This window comes from Candidatus Viridilinea mediisalina, from assembly GCF_002532535.1.
Lineage (GTDB): Bacteria > Chloroflexota > Chloroflexia > Chloroflexales > Chloroflexaceae > Viridilinea > Viridilinea mediisalina.
On the sequence record NZ_NQWI01000008.1, the window covers coordinates 52,322 to 68,298 of the forward strand.

General features: G+C 57.4%; 14 protein-coding genes. 9 read left to right on the top strand and 5 right to left on the bottom strand.

The window, feature by feature from the left end; genetic code table 11:
• Positions 1-115: 115 nt before the first annotated feature.
• The 4 genes from CJ255_RS03145 to CJ255_RS03155 all read left to right on the top strand — a co-directional run bounded on the left by CJ255_RS03145 (position 116) and on the right by CJ255_RS03155 (position 3,198).
• On the top strand, positions 116-742 hold the full coding sequence (locus CJ255_RS03145; protein ID WP_097642647.1) for a YigZ family protein: 627 nt from the start codon (positions 116-118) through the stop codon (positions 740-742).
• A 327-nt stretch (positions 743-1,069) separates the two neighbouring features.
• The gene (locus tag CJ255_RS03150; RefSeq protein WP_097642648.1) at positions 1,070-1,453 is read left to right on the top strand and encodes a response regulator; all 384 of its coding nucleotides are present in this window, start codon (positions 1,070-1,072) and stop codon (positions 1,451-1,453) included.
• A 178-nt stretch (positions 1,454-1,631) separates the two neighbouring features.
• Complete coding sequence (locus tag CJ255_RS23285) at positions 1,632-1,784, top strand: hypothetical protein (protein WP_165774542.1); 153 nt, start codon at positions 1,632-1,634, stop codon at positions 1,782-1,784.
• Between the two features lie 172 nt (positions 1,785-1,956).
• On the top strand, positions 1,957-3,198 hold the full coding sequence (locus CJ255_RS03155; protein WP_097642649.1) for a TsoY family (seleno)protein: 1,242 nt from the start codon (positions 1,957-1,959) through the stop codon (positions 3,196-3,198).
• Positions 3,199-3,357: 159 nt separating this feature from the next.
• Here the strand turns inward: CJ255_RS03155 and CJ255_RS03165 are convergent, their stop codons facing one another.
• Positions 3,358-4,362, bottom strand: a complete 1,005-nt coding sequence (locus tag CJ255_RS03165; RefSeq protein ID WP_097642650.1) for a glycosyltransferase family 2 protein — start codon at positions 4,360-4,362, stop codon at positions 3,358-3,360.
• Positions 4,363-5,153: 791 nt separating this feature from the next.
• On the opposite strand from CJ255_RS03165, the gene CJ255_RS03170 reads away from it, so the two are divergent.
• The gene (locus tag CJ255_RS03170; protein ID WP_097642651.1) at positions 5,154-6,065 is read left to right on the top strand and encodes an oxidoreductase; all 912 of its coding nucleotides are present in this window, start codon (positions 5,154-5,156) and stop codon (positions 6,063-6,065) included.
• Here CJ255_RS03170 and CJ255_RS03175 read toward each other — a convergent pair.
• Complete coding sequence (locus CJ255_RS03175; RefSeq protein ID WP_097642652.1) at positions 5,989-8,379, bottom strand: transglutaminase TgpA family protein; 2,391 nt, start codon at positions 8,377-8,379, stop codon at positions 5,989-5,991. The two genes, CJ255_RS03170 and CJ255_RS03175, sit on opposite strands and share 77 nt — an antisense overlap.
• 434 nt (positions 8,380-8,813) lie before the next feature.
• Between CJ255_RS03175 and CJ255_RS03180 the strand changes: the two genes are divergently transcribed.
• Both CJ255_RS03180 and gatB read left to right on the top strand, forming a co-directional pair.
• A complete protein-coding gene (locus CJ255_RS03180; protein ID WP_097642653.1) occupies positions 8,814-9,680 on the top strand; it encodes a PAS domain S-box protein in 867 nt (288 codons plus the stop codon).
• A gap of 139 nt (positions 9,681-9,819) precedes the next feature.
• Positions 9,820-11,283 (top strand): Asp-tRNA(Asn)/Glu-tRNA(Gln) amidotransferase subunit GatB, encoded by a 1,464-nt coding sequence (gatB, locus tag CJ255_RS03185; protein ID WP_097642654.1) that lies wholly within the window; start codon positions 9,820-9,822, stop codon positions 11,281-11,283.
• A gap of 138 nt (positions 11,284-11,421) precedes the next feature.
• Here gatB and CJ255_RS03190 read toward each other — a convergent pair whose 3' ends face one another.
• Both CJ255_RS03190 and CJ255_RS03195 read right to left on the bottom strand, forming a co-directional pair.
• Positions 11,422-12,195 carry a metal ABC transporter ATP-binding protein gene (locus CJ255_RS03190; RefSeq protein WP_097642655.1) on the bottom strand — a complete coding sequence of 258 codons (774 nt, stop codon included), beginning with the start codon at positions 12,193-12,195 and terminating at the stop codon, positions 11,422-11,424.
• 326 nt (positions 12,196-12,521) lie between these two features.
• Entirely contained in the window at positions 12,522-12,773 is a 252-nt protein-coding gene (locus CJ255_RS03195; RefSeq protein WP_097642656.1) for a hypothetical protein, read from the bottom strand.
• A 259-nt stretch (positions 12,774-13,032) separates the two neighbouring features.
• Between CJ255_RS03195 and CJ255_RS03200 the strand changes: the two genes are divergently transcribed.
• Complete coding sequence (locus tag CJ255_RS03200; protein WP_097642657.1) at positions 13,033-14,178, top strand: acyl-CoA dehydrogenase; 1,146 nt, start codon at positions 13,033-13,035, stop codon at positions 14,176-14,178.
• Between the two features lie 687 nt (positions 14,179-14,865).
• A complete protein-coding gene (locus CJ255_RS03205) occupies positions 14,866-15,153 on the top strand; it encodes a sll1863 family stress response protein (RefSeq protein WP_097642658.1) in 288 nt (95 codons plus the stop codon).
• Between the two features lie 112 nt (positions 15,154-15,265).
• On the opposite strand, the gene CJ255_RS03210 is transcribed toward CJ255_RS03205, so the two are convergent.
• Positions 15,266-15,922, bottom strand: a complete 657-nt coding sequence (locus tag CJ255_RS03210) for a redox-sensing transcriptional repressor Rex (protein WP_097642659.1) — start codon at positions 15,920-15,922, stop codon at positions 15,266-15,268.
• Positions 15,923-15,977 lie beyond the last annotated feature (55 nt).

Sequence of the window (15,977 nt, forward strand, 5' to 3'; positions counted from 1 at the left end):
ACTCCATAACCCGTAATCATACACTATACTACGCGGTGTTGAGGTAGAGTCTTAATCTTTGCGTTGTGGCAGCGACGCTGCCACAACGCAAAGACAGAACGTAAGAGGTTTCACCATGAACAATGCCGCTACCTATTTCATCCCAGCGCAAAGTGTGCGCGTGACGCTGAATGTACTCAATTCGCGCTTTATTGGCACGGCAGGGTATACGCCGAGTGTTGCTGCGGCGCGCGAATTGATTGCAGCGGTACGTGAGGAACTGCCCACGGCAAGCCATCACTGCTATGCCTACCTGATCGGCTATGGGGCCAGTGTGACGGAGGGCATGAGTGATGATGGCGAACCTTCCGGTACAGCAGGTCGCCCCATGCTGGCCGTCTTGCGCGGTGCCGATCTTGGTGACGTGACTGTGATTGCCACACGCTATTTCGGCGGGACGTTGCTCGGCACAGGCGGACTCGTGCGGGCCTACAGCGACACGGTGCGTAGCCTACTGGCCGAATTGCCCCGCCGCGAACGCATTACCCTACGCCACCTGCAGATCCAAGTGAGCTACGCCGCCTATGCAGCAACTCGCCGCATCCTGGCGACAGCAGGCGCAGAGATCTGCGACGAGCAATTTGGTACCGAAGTAGCTATCCACACCAACATCCCAGCTTCTACCTATGACCACACTCTTGCCACGCTCACCGAGGCCACCGCTGGACACATGAGTGTGATCCCAAGTATAACTGAAGAGTGACGAGTAATACCAAATCCGATAGCCGATAGCCGATAGCTGAAAGCCGAACATGGCGTCTCAATGCGCTTGAATGTCATTAGGCATGCGGACTATTCAATGGTAATTGGTATAATAAGGCGTATTCTGACGGCATTCCTTGTGCGCTATTACGAAATTTGAAATGGCCCTAGTTTTTTTAGTTTTATTACCTACCTTTTCTCTTTGCTCTTTATTGCCCCTTGCCCCTAGCGGTACAGTATGCTACAATTGCGACTACTTGGCATCTTTGTCGTCTTGGTACAGTACAACGTGATGCCTGAGATCTTTTCTCAGCCGAGGAGCAGTCATATGCCCGATGCCTCCGGCCGCAATCCGGCAATTGTTCTTGTCGAGGACGAGCCCGACATTCTCATTATTTTGCACCGGTTGATGCGTGATCTGACCGGGGGCTACGATATTGTCACAGTCAACGGTGGGGCCGATGCCCTTGCCCAGATTGCGCTTCGTCCCGTTCCACTGGTGATTACCGACTACAACATGCCTGGTATGAATGGCCTCCAGCTTGCCGCCGCGATCAAAGAGACCTCCCCCGATACCCGGGTGGTCATGATCACCGCCTACGCGACCCCTGAGCTGGAGAAGCGTGCCCGTGAACAGCGTGTGGACTACTACTTACCTAAGCCCTTCCCGCTCGATCGCCTCGAGCAGATTGTGCGCGATGTGCTCAAGTAAGGAGCATGTTCACCAGAGAGCCACGCAGGTACAGAGGGCTAGTAAGCTTAGTAATGGCGCTCTCTGTGCCTCTGTGGTTCAACCTCTCCTTCACCCACGTATCACCTCGCTCTCATTGCGCTCCCTAGCCGCGTCGGGTAGCATAGCCCGATAGACGGAGGCTATACGGAGGACTGCGATGACTGATCCTAACATGTTCCCGGCGCTATTGCTTGGGGTGATGTTTGTATTGACCCTGATCCTGCTGCCGCTCCTTGATGAGGAGCGCTTGCGCCGTCAACACGAGCGGCAGCCTACCGATAAACTGCGCCTACCTCTCGCGGATGAGTAATCCCAGGGCGTGGTTTCATGCTGCGTTACACTCTGCGAGAGCGCTCTGCCCCTATCTTCATCTTTCCTATTTTCTATCTCCCCGTGAGCTGTAACCTTTTCCTCTGCTGGTGCATCTTATGTGTGGTTCCACCACAAAAGAAACGATTGCACCATCTAGGAGGTAAAGGATTATGTCGAACGTTGTATCACGCTGGTTTGGGCTTCGCCGCGATCTTGGCGAGCAGTATTCTCCCGCTTATTTTCTGGCAGCCCTGGGTAACGGTGGTTTGGCGATTACCTTCTTTATTTGGCTTAATTTTTTGGTGCCCCATCCGCAAACCCCGATTATTACCTTTGATGGCCTCGTGAGTTTCGTTGGCACTGCTAGTCTGGGTGCCCAGGGTCTGATTCTGCTGGCGCTCGTTGGTATCGTCTTCTTTGCCGTGCGCCACCTACGCCTCGTTGCCTGGAATATGCGCGAGTATGGCCGCTTCAAGCAGACAAAGACCTATGCTGCGCTACGTGAAAGCCAGGGTGGGATTGCGCTGATGGCTCTGCCGCTGATGCTCGCCATGACTGTCAATGTCTTCTTTGTGTTGGGGGCCATCTTTGTACCCGGCCTCTGGAACGTTGTTGAGTACCTCTTTCCCTTCTCGATGACCGCTTTTGTCTTGATTGGTGGGCTGGCATTACGCATCTTCTTTGACATCTTTGGCAAGGCGCTGGTCAGTGGTACATTCGATTGTGCCCGCAACAATAGCCTGAGCCAATTCCTCGCAGCTTTCACCTTCTCGATGATCGCGGTCGGCTTGGCCGCCCCGGCTGCCATGAGCCAAACCCAGGTCACGGTTGCCATCAGTATCTTTGGCGCACTCTTCTTCCTCGGTGCCGCCCTGCTCGTTGGCATGCTTACGTTGATCCTCGGCTTTCGCGGGATGCTCACCAATGGCCTTGCGGTCGAAGCCTCACCCAGCCTCTGGATGCCTATCCCAATGTTGACCCTAGTGGGCATTACGTTGATCCGGGTTAGCCACGGCCTTGATCACGCCTTTGCCTTCCACATGCCCCAAGCGGTAATCTTTATGCTCACCAGCGGCATCCTGGGCCTACAAATCCTCGTTGGTCTGATTGGCTACAGTGTGATGAGCCAAGTTGGCTACCTGCGTACCTACCTCTGGGGTGAGCGCAGCAGCCCGATGAGCTACGGCCTGATCTGCCCCGCCGTCGCCCTCGCCGTCTTCGGGATGTTCTTCATCCACCCTGGCCTTGTCCAGAGCGGCTTGGTTGATCGCTACTCGCTTGTACACGGGCTGCTGCTCGTGCCCGTCGCCCTTATGCAACTCATGGGCATTGTCGCCATCCTGCGCCTCGACAACAAGCTCATCCGCCCGCTACCCACCAGCGAGCGTGCCGATGGGGTCGCAACGGCATAATGTGAAGAACAGGAGAACAGAGGAACAGGAGAACAGAGGAACGTTCTGTTCCTCTGTTCTTCTGTTCTTCTGCTCTTCTGTTCTTCTGTTCTTCTGTTCTTCTGCTCTTCTGTTCTTCTGTTCTTCTGCTCTTCTGCTCCTCTGTTCTTCCCTCCCCCTTCACCTCATCAACAGCGCCAAGCGACGCGCTGTGCGTAACGCAGCCCAAGGTGGCGGCGCAGGGGCGATCCAGCGGCGCAATTGATCTATGCTCGCCCGGCGGCTTGCTTGAATGTTGCGCCGCTGTGCATACAACGCTGGCAACTCGCGCAATGCCTCAAGCCGCCCTTGGGCCAGGGCTGGTTGGCCCCGCAGCAGCCCATAGGCGCCAGCCAGCAGGTCATAGGCCACGATCTGGGGGCAACATTCGGCCAAGATTGGCCCCGGCACACAGCGTACCAGCAGCCGAATGCGGTTGCGCGCCAACAGACGCTGTTTGAAAGGGCTGCCTTGGCCCGCAGAGGCCGAGTAGACATGGCGCACACGCGCTTGAGGTGCTAAGATGCAGTCCCAACCGCGTAGTCGCGCCCGCCAGGCCAGATCGGCATCCTCTAAGTAGTTGAAGAATGCAACTGCAAAGTTGCCAATATCTGCGATCAGCTCGCGTCGTAACAAGGCCAAGCCTCCACTCGCACCAAACATGGGCGTTGGCACTGTGGGCAATGCACTCACAGGTGCCCCCAAGTAATGATCGGTTGCCACGCCATCACGCTGGAAGCGAATACCCGCCGTGGCCACGATCTCAGGGTAGCGGCTGAAGGTCATCACCCCTGCCGCCATCCCCGCCGTAGGCGTAGCCTGCAAAGCCGCCCAAAGAGCCGCAACACAGTTCGATTCTGCAAGGGCATCATCGTTGATTAAGAGGAACAACTCGCCCCGTGCGGCGGCGATCCCAGCCGCCGTGCCACCCGCAAAGCCCATGTTCGTAGGCAAGGCCACCACGCGCACCTCTGGCGCATAGTGCTGCGCCCAAGCCCCCGCGCCGTCCAACGAGGCATTATCCACCAGCACCACCTCATCCTGGGGCTCAAGCTGTGCCTGGAGCGCACGCAAGCATGCCGGTAGGTAGCGAAGACCACACCAGGTCGGGATAATCGCAGAAATGGGGGGGCGGGAAGGAGGCATTGATGGGTTGCAGAGAACAGAGAACAGAGAACAGAGAACAGAGAACAGGCGAACAGGGGGACAGAGAACAGAGAACAGGGGAACAGGGGGACAGAGAACAGAGAACAGGGGGACAGAGAACAGAGAACAGGGGGACAGAGAACAGAGAACAGAGAACAGGGGAACAGGGGAACAGGGGAACAGGGGGACAGAGAACAGAGAACAGAGAACAGGGGAACAGAAATGTATCCAACTCATTATAATCTAGGGAAGAGTAGAATACATAGGAACACAATACAAGTAAGGGAAGCAGAAATTTGTTAGCGCGAAAAAGTTCTGGGCTGCGATGTTGGCTCGGTGGTTGAGCCTGCGGAAACCAGCCTGTCGAAGCCAACGTCGCGGTGGCTTCGACAGGCTCAGCCAACGCGACGCCCCCCCACGAGCCCAAGGCTTTTTCGCGCTAACAGAAATTTTTAAGTATCCGAGCAGCCGGTCATGCTGAATAGTCCATGGTGTTCGCGGGCATCGTAGTGCCGACTTATGGTCTTCCAGAAATTAATCCGGTGTCGCGGCACGGGCTAGACCTGATAGATATGCCAGATCTGCGAGGTCTGGTTAGCGGATTATTTACTGGAACACCATTAGTCGGCTGAGGTCTTTGCCAGCGATGGGAAGCCGACTAAAGTCGGCACTACCTACGGCATCTCAGGGCGGCAACGCAACGGGGCAATCAACAACATCCGCTTCCCTAACGTCGGCACTACCTGCGGCGCAAACAGGAACGATAAGTCTGAACAGTTACCAATACAACTATGGCCGATCTCTTTAGTTCACTGCAAATTGGCGGTCGCACGCTCCGCAACCGCATCGTGATGGCGCCGCTACCGAGTGGTACGGCAAACAACGATGGTTTTGTGGGCAATAGTGCGATTGACTACTATGCCCGTCTCGCTCAGGGTGGCGTTGGGCTGATTCTGAGTGAGACGCTTTTGGTGCGGCCTCCTAACACACCACAGGCCCATTTTGGGCTCTACTCCGATCTCTTTGTGCCGCGCTTGCGCCAGTTGGTGACCCTCGTGCGCATTCAGGGTGCCCGCATCCTTTTGACGCTTGATGCACCTGTACCCGAGGCTACCATTGCGACGGCGGCGCTCCAGCAGTTAGGCGAAGCCTTTATCTTAGCGATTGCACGCGCACAGCGTACCGGGGCTGATGGAGTGTTGCTTAGTGCCGCCGATGGAGGGCTGCTCCACCAGTTGCTCTCGCCGCTCTACAATCAGCGCATTGACCACTATGGGACACCGTCGGGCCGTTCGCGCTTGATGCTGGAAATTGTCGAAGGATCGCGGGCTTGGATCGGCAAGCGCATCATTCTGGGGGTGCGCCTGCTGCCCGATGAGTTCACTCCTGGCGGCCTCAATGCCCAAGATGCGCGTATGTTGGCGCGGCGTCTCAGTGCGGCTGGCATGCAACTGCTCGATCTGGCCGCACCCCCCGCGCAAGCCCACGTCGCCCGCTTCCCCGGCTGGGCTATTCCGTTGGCCCATACGATCCGCCGTGTCCTTGATGTGCCGGTGATTGGCTCCGGTGAACTTGATGATCCCCATTTGGCCGATAGCATCATCCGCGATGGCATGGTGGATCTCGTTATGCTCGACGAGGCGCTCTACCACGATCCCGATTGGCCCCTGCGCGCCCAAAAGGTGCTGCTGGACGCAGAATGATCCGTCGTCCTAAGGCGAAATGCAAGGCCCGCTGCTCCTCTAGGCTCGGTAGCCCTGATGCCCCCCTCTGGGGCCCGCCATACTGCTCGCGTGCGTAGGCACCTACAATGCGCTCAATAGTGCGCCGCTGCTCAGGTAGTTCCGCAGCCAACGCCGCACCATATTCTAGCGGCGTAGATTGATCGGCCTGGCGCATACCTCCCCAACTGGCCAAGAGCGCCATGCCCGCGTAGGCCGCCCGTGTACGACTCAGCCCGCGTATCTCGTAGCGCCAACGGCCATACACCAGCACCCAGAGCAAGGCCAGCATGCCCACCATCCCCCCGATGATCGCCAAGGGCCGCCACAGCTCAAGCCCCGCAGCGGGCACAGGTGCTTCATGTGGTGTGACGACCACCGCAGGAGGCGCGGTATGCGGCTCTAAGCCTTCGTCAAGCTCCTCAAAGTCGCGCGCTGGCTCCGGTGGCGACGGTGGGATACTCGGCTCACTGGGATCACTGCCGAAGGTCGCCGTCAATGGGCGCTGCGGCAGATTGGTGTAGCTCGCAGCCGTGGGCTCAAACCGCTCCCACCCAAAGCCAGGGAAGTAGACTTCGGGCCAACTGTGTGCGACATTCTCGCGCACCATGTAGACCCCCCGCTCGGCATCGAATTCGCCCCCAGCATACCCTCGCACCCAGCGTGCCGGGACGCCCTGGGTGCGCAAGAGCACCACCATCGCCGAAGCAAAGTAGTCGCAGTAGCCTTCGCGCTGCGTAAACAGGAACCAGTCCACATGATCCGCCCCCGCTGGTGGGGCAGGAATCTGCTCGTTATAGGTCAGGGTACGCAAGTAGCTTTGGTAGAGCAGCGCAATATCGTAGGGTGTCCGCACCCCCGCCTCGTCCACAAGGCGGTTGGCTAACTCGTAGGTACGCTCACTCACCGTGTCGGGCAGTTGCAGGTAACGCTCGCGCACCCAGGCTGGATAATCGCTACCAGCGGCCCGCAGACTGGCCACATCTGCACCCGAAACCAGCGCCGTAACCGTATAGCTCTGCCCGGCCCGCAAGCGCTCAGGACTCACCATCAGCGCCGTTTCGTCATAGTTCGCCACGAGCGTACCACCCTCGTTGAGGTAGTTATGCTCGATCTGGGTCACAATACTCACGCTACTGGCGCTACCACCGACCATAATCAGATCATCGAGCCGATCAGTTGCAAGCGTAATCTTCTGATCAACCTGACGACGTGCCAGCGTATCGCGTAGCGGAATGGGTTCATCAGCGGCTTTCAGGGTGCGCGCCTGCTCACGTGAGGCCGCCCCAAGAGCGGCCCGTGCCTGCTCACCCACCGTATTCTGCCAATCGCTGCCGGTATAGCGGTCGAAGGCCGTACCGCGCCAATATTCATACTCGGTCGAACGGACTTCCATCACCAGATCAGTGGTCAACTGACGGGCCCCACCTAGCGGCGCCGAGCCGGTGGTGAACGCGCCGCTGCCCGCCCCCGGAGGCGCATGAATGGTACTAAAGAGATCCTCCCAACCCTCACGCGCCGTCCGAAACGGGCTACTCAGGGTATCCCATGTTTGCGTAGCCCGTTCCAGCGAAACCTCACCCGGCATCATGGCGGTCAAGACCAACAACAGGCCCACCATCACCGCCGCCGAGGTGAGAAAGCGCACCACCAGCAGGTCGGGATACTCAATCTTTGCGGCGTCCCAAAAAGCTTGGCGCTGCAGCACATGCTGATAGACGAGCAGCAGCAGCGCGGCACAGAGAAAAATGAAGAAAGCCAGTGTCGGTTTGGGCAGCACATAGGTATAATTGATCAGCGCAACAAACCCATTTAAGAGGATCGGGCGCCAGGTCCAACCCTGGCGCAACACCATCCATGCGCTCCCATAGCTCAAGGCCCAAACCAATAGGCAGAGGACAAAGACAAAGAGTAAAATATCTTCACCGCGCCCGCCAGCATTGATCACACGGGCCCAAATGATGGTACGAATGAGCAACTCGGTCGCCTGATCACGCCAAGTCGTCAGCCGATCATCCATGAGCGGGCTGATCAACTGGATGGCCCACGTTAAGGCGAGGGCAGCGCTAAACGTATGGGCGGCCCAGCCCGCCAACTGCGGTAGGCGGGCAAAGAAGATGCCCACGAGCAGGCCCAGCAGCGCCATGGGCCGCAGCACCTCCAAGCCCGGTGCCCAATTGGAGATGGCCAGCGCCCACACAACCGGGCTCACCATCAACAGCAGCAACAATGCGCCTGGCAAGGTCACCGTAAGCTCACGGCTGAGGCGCTGCTGCGGGTAGGTTGTGGTTGTCATATCGGATTATACCATTTGTTATATACTGAAACCAAGTATTGTCGATTGTAGATTGTAGATTGTCGAACATGGCGTCCCAATGAGCTTGAGCGTTTTTGATGCTGCAAAATCGTGGACGCTGTTCGTTTGGTTCGTACCTAATGTTATACTTGCCCTAGCGGTGGCTGAGCCTGTCGAAGCCAGCCTGTCGAAGCCAGCCTGTCGAAGCCAGCCTGTCGAAGCCAGCCTGTCGAAGCCAGCCTGTCGAAGCCAGCCTGTCGAAGCCAGCCTGTCGAAGCCAGCCTGTCGAAGCCAGCCTGTCGAAGCCAGCTTGTCGAAGCCACCACAACGCCGCCCGTGAACCCAAGGCTTTTTCGCACTAACAACGAGTTTCTTGGAGGAAACACAGCCTCCCCCAAAGCCCACGGTTTCTAAGCATCAGAGAGCGAGCCCCTATGAGTAACGACCAACCAACAGTCGAAAGCCTGCAACGAGAAATTGCCAACCTGAAGGCCCGCGTGGCTGAGCTTGAGCAGGGCGAGAGTGAGTCGCGCTTCTTTCGCAAGATTGCCGATTCGGCCCCCGATGGGATTACGCTCTCCAATCTTGAGGGCGTTATCACCTATAGCAATGAGGCCTGGGCCACCATGACCGGGATCAGTGGTGGTGGCGTTGGACGCCATGTCAACACATTGGTTGCTGAAGATGAACGTCCCCGCTTGCCTGGAATCATTGAACAGGTCATGCGTGAGGGTACATGGCGTGGTGAGTGTAACCACCTGCACAACGATGGCTCTATTTTTCCCACCCAATTGACAATCTTCCTGATTTATGATCGCGCCGGGCAACCCCAGGTGATGGCTGCGATTGTGCGCGATCTTAGTGAAACCCGCCGATCCGAAGAGGAACGCTTGACCCTGCAAGCCCAGGTGATCGATGCTCAACGCGAGGCGCTGCGCGAGGTCTCAACCCCACTCATTCCTCTCGCTGATGATGTCGTCGTCATGCCTCTCGTTGGTGCGATTGATAGCGCCCGCGCCCAACAGATCATGGAGGTGCTGCTTGAGGGCATTGCTGCCTACCAAGCCGATACGGTGCTGCTCGATATTAGTGGCGTGCGTGTCGTAGATACCCAGGTTGCCGATGCACTGCTGCGCTCTGCCCGTGCTGTGCAACTCCTTGGTGCCCAAATTGTCCTGACTGGCGTCAGTTCCGATGTGGCCCAAACCATTGTTCACCTTGGTGCCGATATGGGCCGCATCCTTACCCGTGCAAATCTGCAAGAGGGTCTGCGTTACGCCTTGGAAGAACGTGTGCGCTAGGGGGGAGCAGAAATGCACTTGTAGCTTTACAATCTTGCAAGAATGCCCGTCCTCGCGTCCTCGCGTCCTCGCGTCCTCGCGTCCTCGCAAACTGTAAAGCCTCCACGAACCATCCCTAGATAGTAGGAACATCTAACCTATGTCCGCTTACCTTGTGACCATTGGCCTAGAAATTCACGCCCACATTCTCACTGCATCGAAGATGTTTGATGGCTGCCCGGCCAACTATGCCGGGGCTGAACCCAATACTTTTGTCTCTGTGGTAAGCCTGGGCCTGCCCGGAACCCTGCCGGTGGTCAATCAGGCCGCAGTTGAACGCGCCGCCCTCACCGGCCTTGCGCTCAATTGTCGCATCAACGAGCGCTCGGTCTTTAGTCGTAAATCCTACATCTACCCCGATCTAGTCAAAGGCTACCAAATCTCCCAGTATGACGAGCCGCTCTGCTCTGAGGGTTGGATCGAGATTCGTACTGCTGCCGGTGCAACCAAACGCATTGGCATCGAGCGCCTGCATATTGAGGAAGATACCGGACGCCTGAGCCACGCTGAGGCCGGTACGTCCCTAATTGATTACAACCGCGCTGGCATGCCGCTCATGGAGATTGTCAGTTGCCCCGAGCTTGAAACGCCCGAAGAGGCGCGCCTCTATTTTGAAAAGATGCGCCAAATCCTGGTCTGGATCGGGGTCAATAGCGGCAATCTCGAAGAGGGTGCCCTGCGCTGTGATGCCAATGTGAGTGTCCGCCCTGTCGGTCAGCAACACTATGGCGCGAAGGTGGAGATTAAGAATATCAACTCCTACCGTTATGTTGAACGCGCCCTCGCCTTTGAGATCAAGCGCCAGATCGCGCTGCTCCAAGCTGGCGGTGTGGTACATCAAGAGACCCGTGGCTGGGACGAGTTGCGCGGCGAGACGGTGGGCCAGCGCTCGAAGGAGTTTGCCCACGACTACCGCTATTTCCCTGAGCCCGATATTCCGCCCATTGTGCTCGATGCGACATGGATGGCGGCCCGCCAAGCCGAGTTGCCCGAACTGCCCGATGCACGCCGTATGCGCTTCATGGAGGCGTATGGCCTCAATCTCCAGGATGCCGACCTGCTCACCCTTGAACGCAGTGTCGCCGACTACTACGAGGCGGGCGTTGCGGCAGCCCAAGCCATCGGAGCAAGCCCCAAAGAGGTCGCCAACTGGGTACTGAACGAGGGCTTCCGCCTGCTGAAAGATCGCGGCGAAGCCTATGAACAGCTCGCCACACGGGTACCCGTGGCCCACTTAGCCGAGATTATCAACCTCGTAGCCCAAGGCAGCGTCACGCGCAGCGTCGCCAAACAGGTCTTCGAGGAGAGCTTCGACAGTGGCCAAACGCCCGCAGCCATTGTCAAAGCCAAAGGGCTCACCCAGATCAGCGATAGCGACGCAATGCGTAGCGTCGTACAGCACGTCCTTGCCGATCCCAAAGCGGCCAAAGCAATTGCCGAATACCGTGGCGGCAAAACCAGCGCAGTGCAATTCTTAGTCGGCATGGTCATGAAAGCCACCAAGGGCCAAGCCAACCCACACATCACCCGCACACTCCTCGAAGAGGAATTGGCTGCAAGCTAGGGGGCGCATCGTAAAAGGGAGGGCTTCGCCCTCCCCGAAAAACCCTCCCACGATCCTAGAGGTTCCAGAAACATTATCTGAAAGACTATAGGTTCCCTCGCAGCTTCCCACCCTCCAATCGCAACAACCATAAAGACCCTAATCGCCCGCTGTCGCAATCGGCTCCACAGGCCGATCACCCGCACCAGGGCTCAAGAAGGCAATCCGCCCGCCATAGGTAGCCCGCAGGTTGGCCTCAGTAAAGACCTGGGCCACCGGGCCAGCCGCGATGCGCCGCACATTGATCAGCCCAACCCAATCGAAGTATTCGGTGACCGTCTGGAGATCGTGGTGGACAACCACCACCGTTTTACCGGCAGCCCGTAGGTCGCGCAGGATCGCAATAATCGCCCGCTCCGTCACCGCATCAACCCCTTGGAAGGGTTCGTCCATAATATAGACGCTGGCAGCTTGAACGAGGGCACGGGCAAGAAAGACGCGCTGCTGCTGCCCGCCAGAGAGCTGGCTGATCTGGCGTTGGGCAAAATCGGCCATCCGCACTTGATCAAGCGCCGCCATAGCCAAATCGCGCTCGCGCCGTCCGGGGCGGCGGAACCAACCCAAGCTGGCGTAGCGGCCCATCATCACCACATCAAGCACACTCGTGGGAAAATCCCAATCCACACTGCCGCGCTGCGGCACATAGCCCACCAACGAACGTTGATCCGCATAGGGCTGCCCATGGATCAAGGTCTGGCCACTGGCTGCCCGTACCAAACCCAAGGCCGCCTTGATCAGGGTGGTCTTGCCGGCACCATTGGGGCCTACAATCGCCATCAGGGTTCCTTGGGGTACCGTGAGATCAACCTCCCAGAGGACGGGTTGATCATTGTAGGCAACAGTGAGATTAGTTATGTCAATTGCAGGTGGCATGGTGCGACTCCTAGATATGGGATTGGAGATTGCAGATTGTAGATTGTAGATTGTAGATTGCAGATTGCAGATTGCCGGAGATGGCGTCCCAATGGGCTTTCGCGTTCTTGATGATGCGGCATATGCTTAAGGGTCATTTGGTGTTATATGTTTTTTACAACCCCAGAATTTTATTTTAGTCTATCCTAAAATACCATTTTGGTAGCAATTTGTCAAGGGGGGCTACCGCCCCAACCAGGGCTACGCGGCGAAGCCGCCCCAACAACAACAAGAGCGCAGGGGGCAAGCCCCTGCGCTCACTGAACCGCTAGGTTTCAGTAACGTCCTTACACGAGCACTTCCGCTTTGGTGGTGACATCCGAGGCGACACGCTCCACCGACCGGCGAGCCTGGCGGCGCATGCGAGCCTCGATCTGGGCCAACAGTTCATCACTCTCTACCGATACCGCCATTGCCGCTTCACGTAGGCTCATACGATTCGTGCTATCAATACGGGCCTCGCGCAGATAATCGCGGGACTCGGGGAGCTTCTCGATGACCGTCTCGACCGCAAGCGTCTCATAGCTACCGTTACGCATTATAGACCTCCTTCAATCCTGTCTTCATTGTCGTTGGCTCCGGGTCGGCTTCCTTGACGGCCCTTGAGCGGAGGCGTCATCGCCTTGACTTGTTAGGATTATACCCCATGATTTGTAGAAAAGCAACAAGTGCAAGCCCCATTCTATTGTACATTTTGTACAAATTTGAACCCGATCAGGGCCAGTTGCCGCCGCACGGTAGCTGACGTACAATGATGAGGCTCAAGCAATGTTGCACAACGCCCTCAGGAGGCTTCGTATGGATTTTCAGACAACCCAAGATCAGCAGATGCTCCGCGAGATGGTGCGCCAGTTTGCCGAACAGGAGGGCGGGCCAAGTGCTGCCGTCCGCGACGAAGAGGGCATCTGGCCCATTGAACTGGTAAAGAAGATGGGCGAATTGGGATTGCTCGGTGTTGCCGTTAGTGAAGACTACGGCGGTGCCGGGCTCGACTATGTCTCCTATGCGATGGTGATCGAAGAGTTGAGCCGCGTTGACGCCTCGCTCGGCGTGATCGCCTCGGTCAATAATTCACTCGTCTGCTACGGCATCGAACAGTTTGGCAGCGCGGAACAGAAGCAAGAACTGCTTACCCCCCTCGCCGCAGGCAATCTGCTCGGTGCCTTCTCGCTCTCCGAACCCGGCGCTGGCTCTGATGCCGCCGCTCAAAAGACCACCGCCGTGCGTGATGGCGATCACTATATCATCAACGGGGTCAAAAATTGGGTCACCAATGGCGATCATGCCGATCTCATTGTGCTTATGGCCATGACCGATGCCAGCAAAGGGGTCAAAGGGATTAGCGCCTTCCTCGTAGACGCCCATGAGCCCGGCTGTAGCATTGTGAAGGTCGAACACAAACTCGGCATCCGCAGCGCCCACAGTTGCCAAATGGCCTACGACAACTTCCGTGTCCCTGCTTGGCGTCGGCTTGGCGACGAGGGGCAGGGCTTCAAAATTGCCATGAGCATCCTCAACGCCGGGCGGATCGGCATTGCCGCCCAAGCGGTGGGCATCGCCCAAGGGGCCTACGAAGCGGCCTTGGGCTATACCAAGATCCGTGAGCAGTTTGGCAAGCCCATCCACGAATTCCAGGCTGTTGGCTTCACCCTCGCCGACATGGCAACCCGCATCAAAGCTGCACGCCTGCTCACCTACGAAGCGGCCTGGCGCAAAGACCAAGGGCTCCCATTTGTCAAAGACGCCGCCATGGCCAAAGTCTTCGCCGCCGAAACAGCCATGTGGGTCGCCACCAAAGCCGTCCAACTCCACGGATCCAACGGCTACTCCAAGGAATACCCGGTCGAACGCTTCTTCCGCGACGCCAAGATCACCGAAATCTACGAGGGCACCAGCGAAATCCAACGCCTCGTGATCAGCCGCGAGATTGTGCGTGAAGGGTAGAGGGAATACTGTTCAAATACGACGGGTTTCTTGACGCAAAGGCGCAAAGACGCAGAGTTTTGTTAGCGCGAAAAAGCTCTGGGCCGCGCCGCTTGGCTTCGACAGGCTGGCTTCGACAAGCTCAGCCACCGCGCCACCGCGCCGCTGGCTGAGCTTGTCGAAGCCAGCCTGTCATGCTGAGTACTCAATGGCCCGCGGGCCAGTGGCCTGTGAGAAACAGGGTGAGTGCGCCGCGCCCCTCCGCTGACTTCGACAAGCTCAGTCAGCGGAGGGGCGCGGCGGCGCGGGGCTTCGACCCTTCGACAAGCTCAGGGCTCAGCCACCGCGCCGCCGCACCGTTTGTTTCTCAGGAGCGCAGCGAAGCATCTCTCTGTTACCCGCAGCAGACCCTTCGCTTCGCTCAGGGTGACAAAGCAACGGGGCAATCAACAACATCCGCTTCCCATAGTGGCTGCACGCGCCCCACCTGCCAGGTCGTGAGGCATTGCGACGAGGTTGAAAGCCCTTGACTCCGTCAACTCACCCTTGCTACAATGCTGCGGGGATTGTACCAATGACCATTGAACAGGCTGCATGCCTCATGACATTCAAGCGCATTGAGACGCCATGTTCGGCTATCAGCTATCGGCTATCGGCTATCGGATTTGGTATTCCCCCCCTTCTCACTATTGAACAAGGAGGTTCGCAATGAGTAACAAAGATCTCTACATCCAGAAGGTTCAAGCCCAAGTAGACGAGTGGAAAGCTGAACTCGATAAACTCAAGGCCAAAGCATCTGGTGCTAGTGCCGATGCCCAGCTTGAGATGAATGGCACGATCAAAGAGCTGGAAGGCAAGATCGCTGAGAGTTCCAGTAAGATCGAAGAGCTTAAGGCTGCGGGCGAAGAGGCGTGGGAGAATCTCAAAGCGAGTGCCGAGTCAACCTTCCAATCGGTCTCTTCGACAATTAGCGATAAGTTGCCCAAGTTTCGGTAGGGGTTTGTTAGGGAGTGGTTTGGGGTGATTGGAATGCCCTAGATGGCCCTCACCCCCGGCCCCTCTCCCGCGTTGCGGGAGAGGGGCGAAGGCTTCCCAGCTTTCCAACGAGTCAGCGCCGCTTCACCTCAGCCCCGCCCTGCTCACGGGCTAAGTAGTAGGTTAGGCTGTGCATCACCGCGACGGGATCGATATAGCGTACCCATACGTCGTCGGGCGTCTGCAGAATGATTGGTGCGTAGTTCAAAATGGCCCTGATGCCGGCTTCAATCAGCATATCGGCAACCTCTTGGGCACGGGTTGCCGGTACCGCAATCACTGCTAAACGGGCCTGATGCTCGCTAATCACCGCATGCAAGCGGCTATAATCCATAATCGTCAGATCATCAACCATCTGACCGATTTTGTCAGGATCGCTATCAAAGAGACCTACAATACGCAACCCTTGGGTCTGAAACCCATCATAACGCGCAATTGCCTGGCCTAACGAGCCAACTCCAACCACCACCAACGGCCAGTGGTGGGTCAGACCCAAGATGTGATCAATATGGTTGAGTAGTTTTTCGACATCGTAACCGATGCCCTGTTTGCCAAATTCACCGAAATAGGAGAGATCCTTACGAATCTGGGCTGCGGTCACATTGATGCGCTCGCCAAGCTCTTGTGAGGAGACCGAGTGAACCCCCTCCTCAAGCAGATAGCGTAAGCTCCGCGCATAGAGCGGCAACCGACGGATAACAACATCGGGGGGGGCGTCGGGACGTTCCACACGGGCCTCCAGGTGATTTAGGTTGGGATTTTGTGAATTATAGCACAAGGTTTCG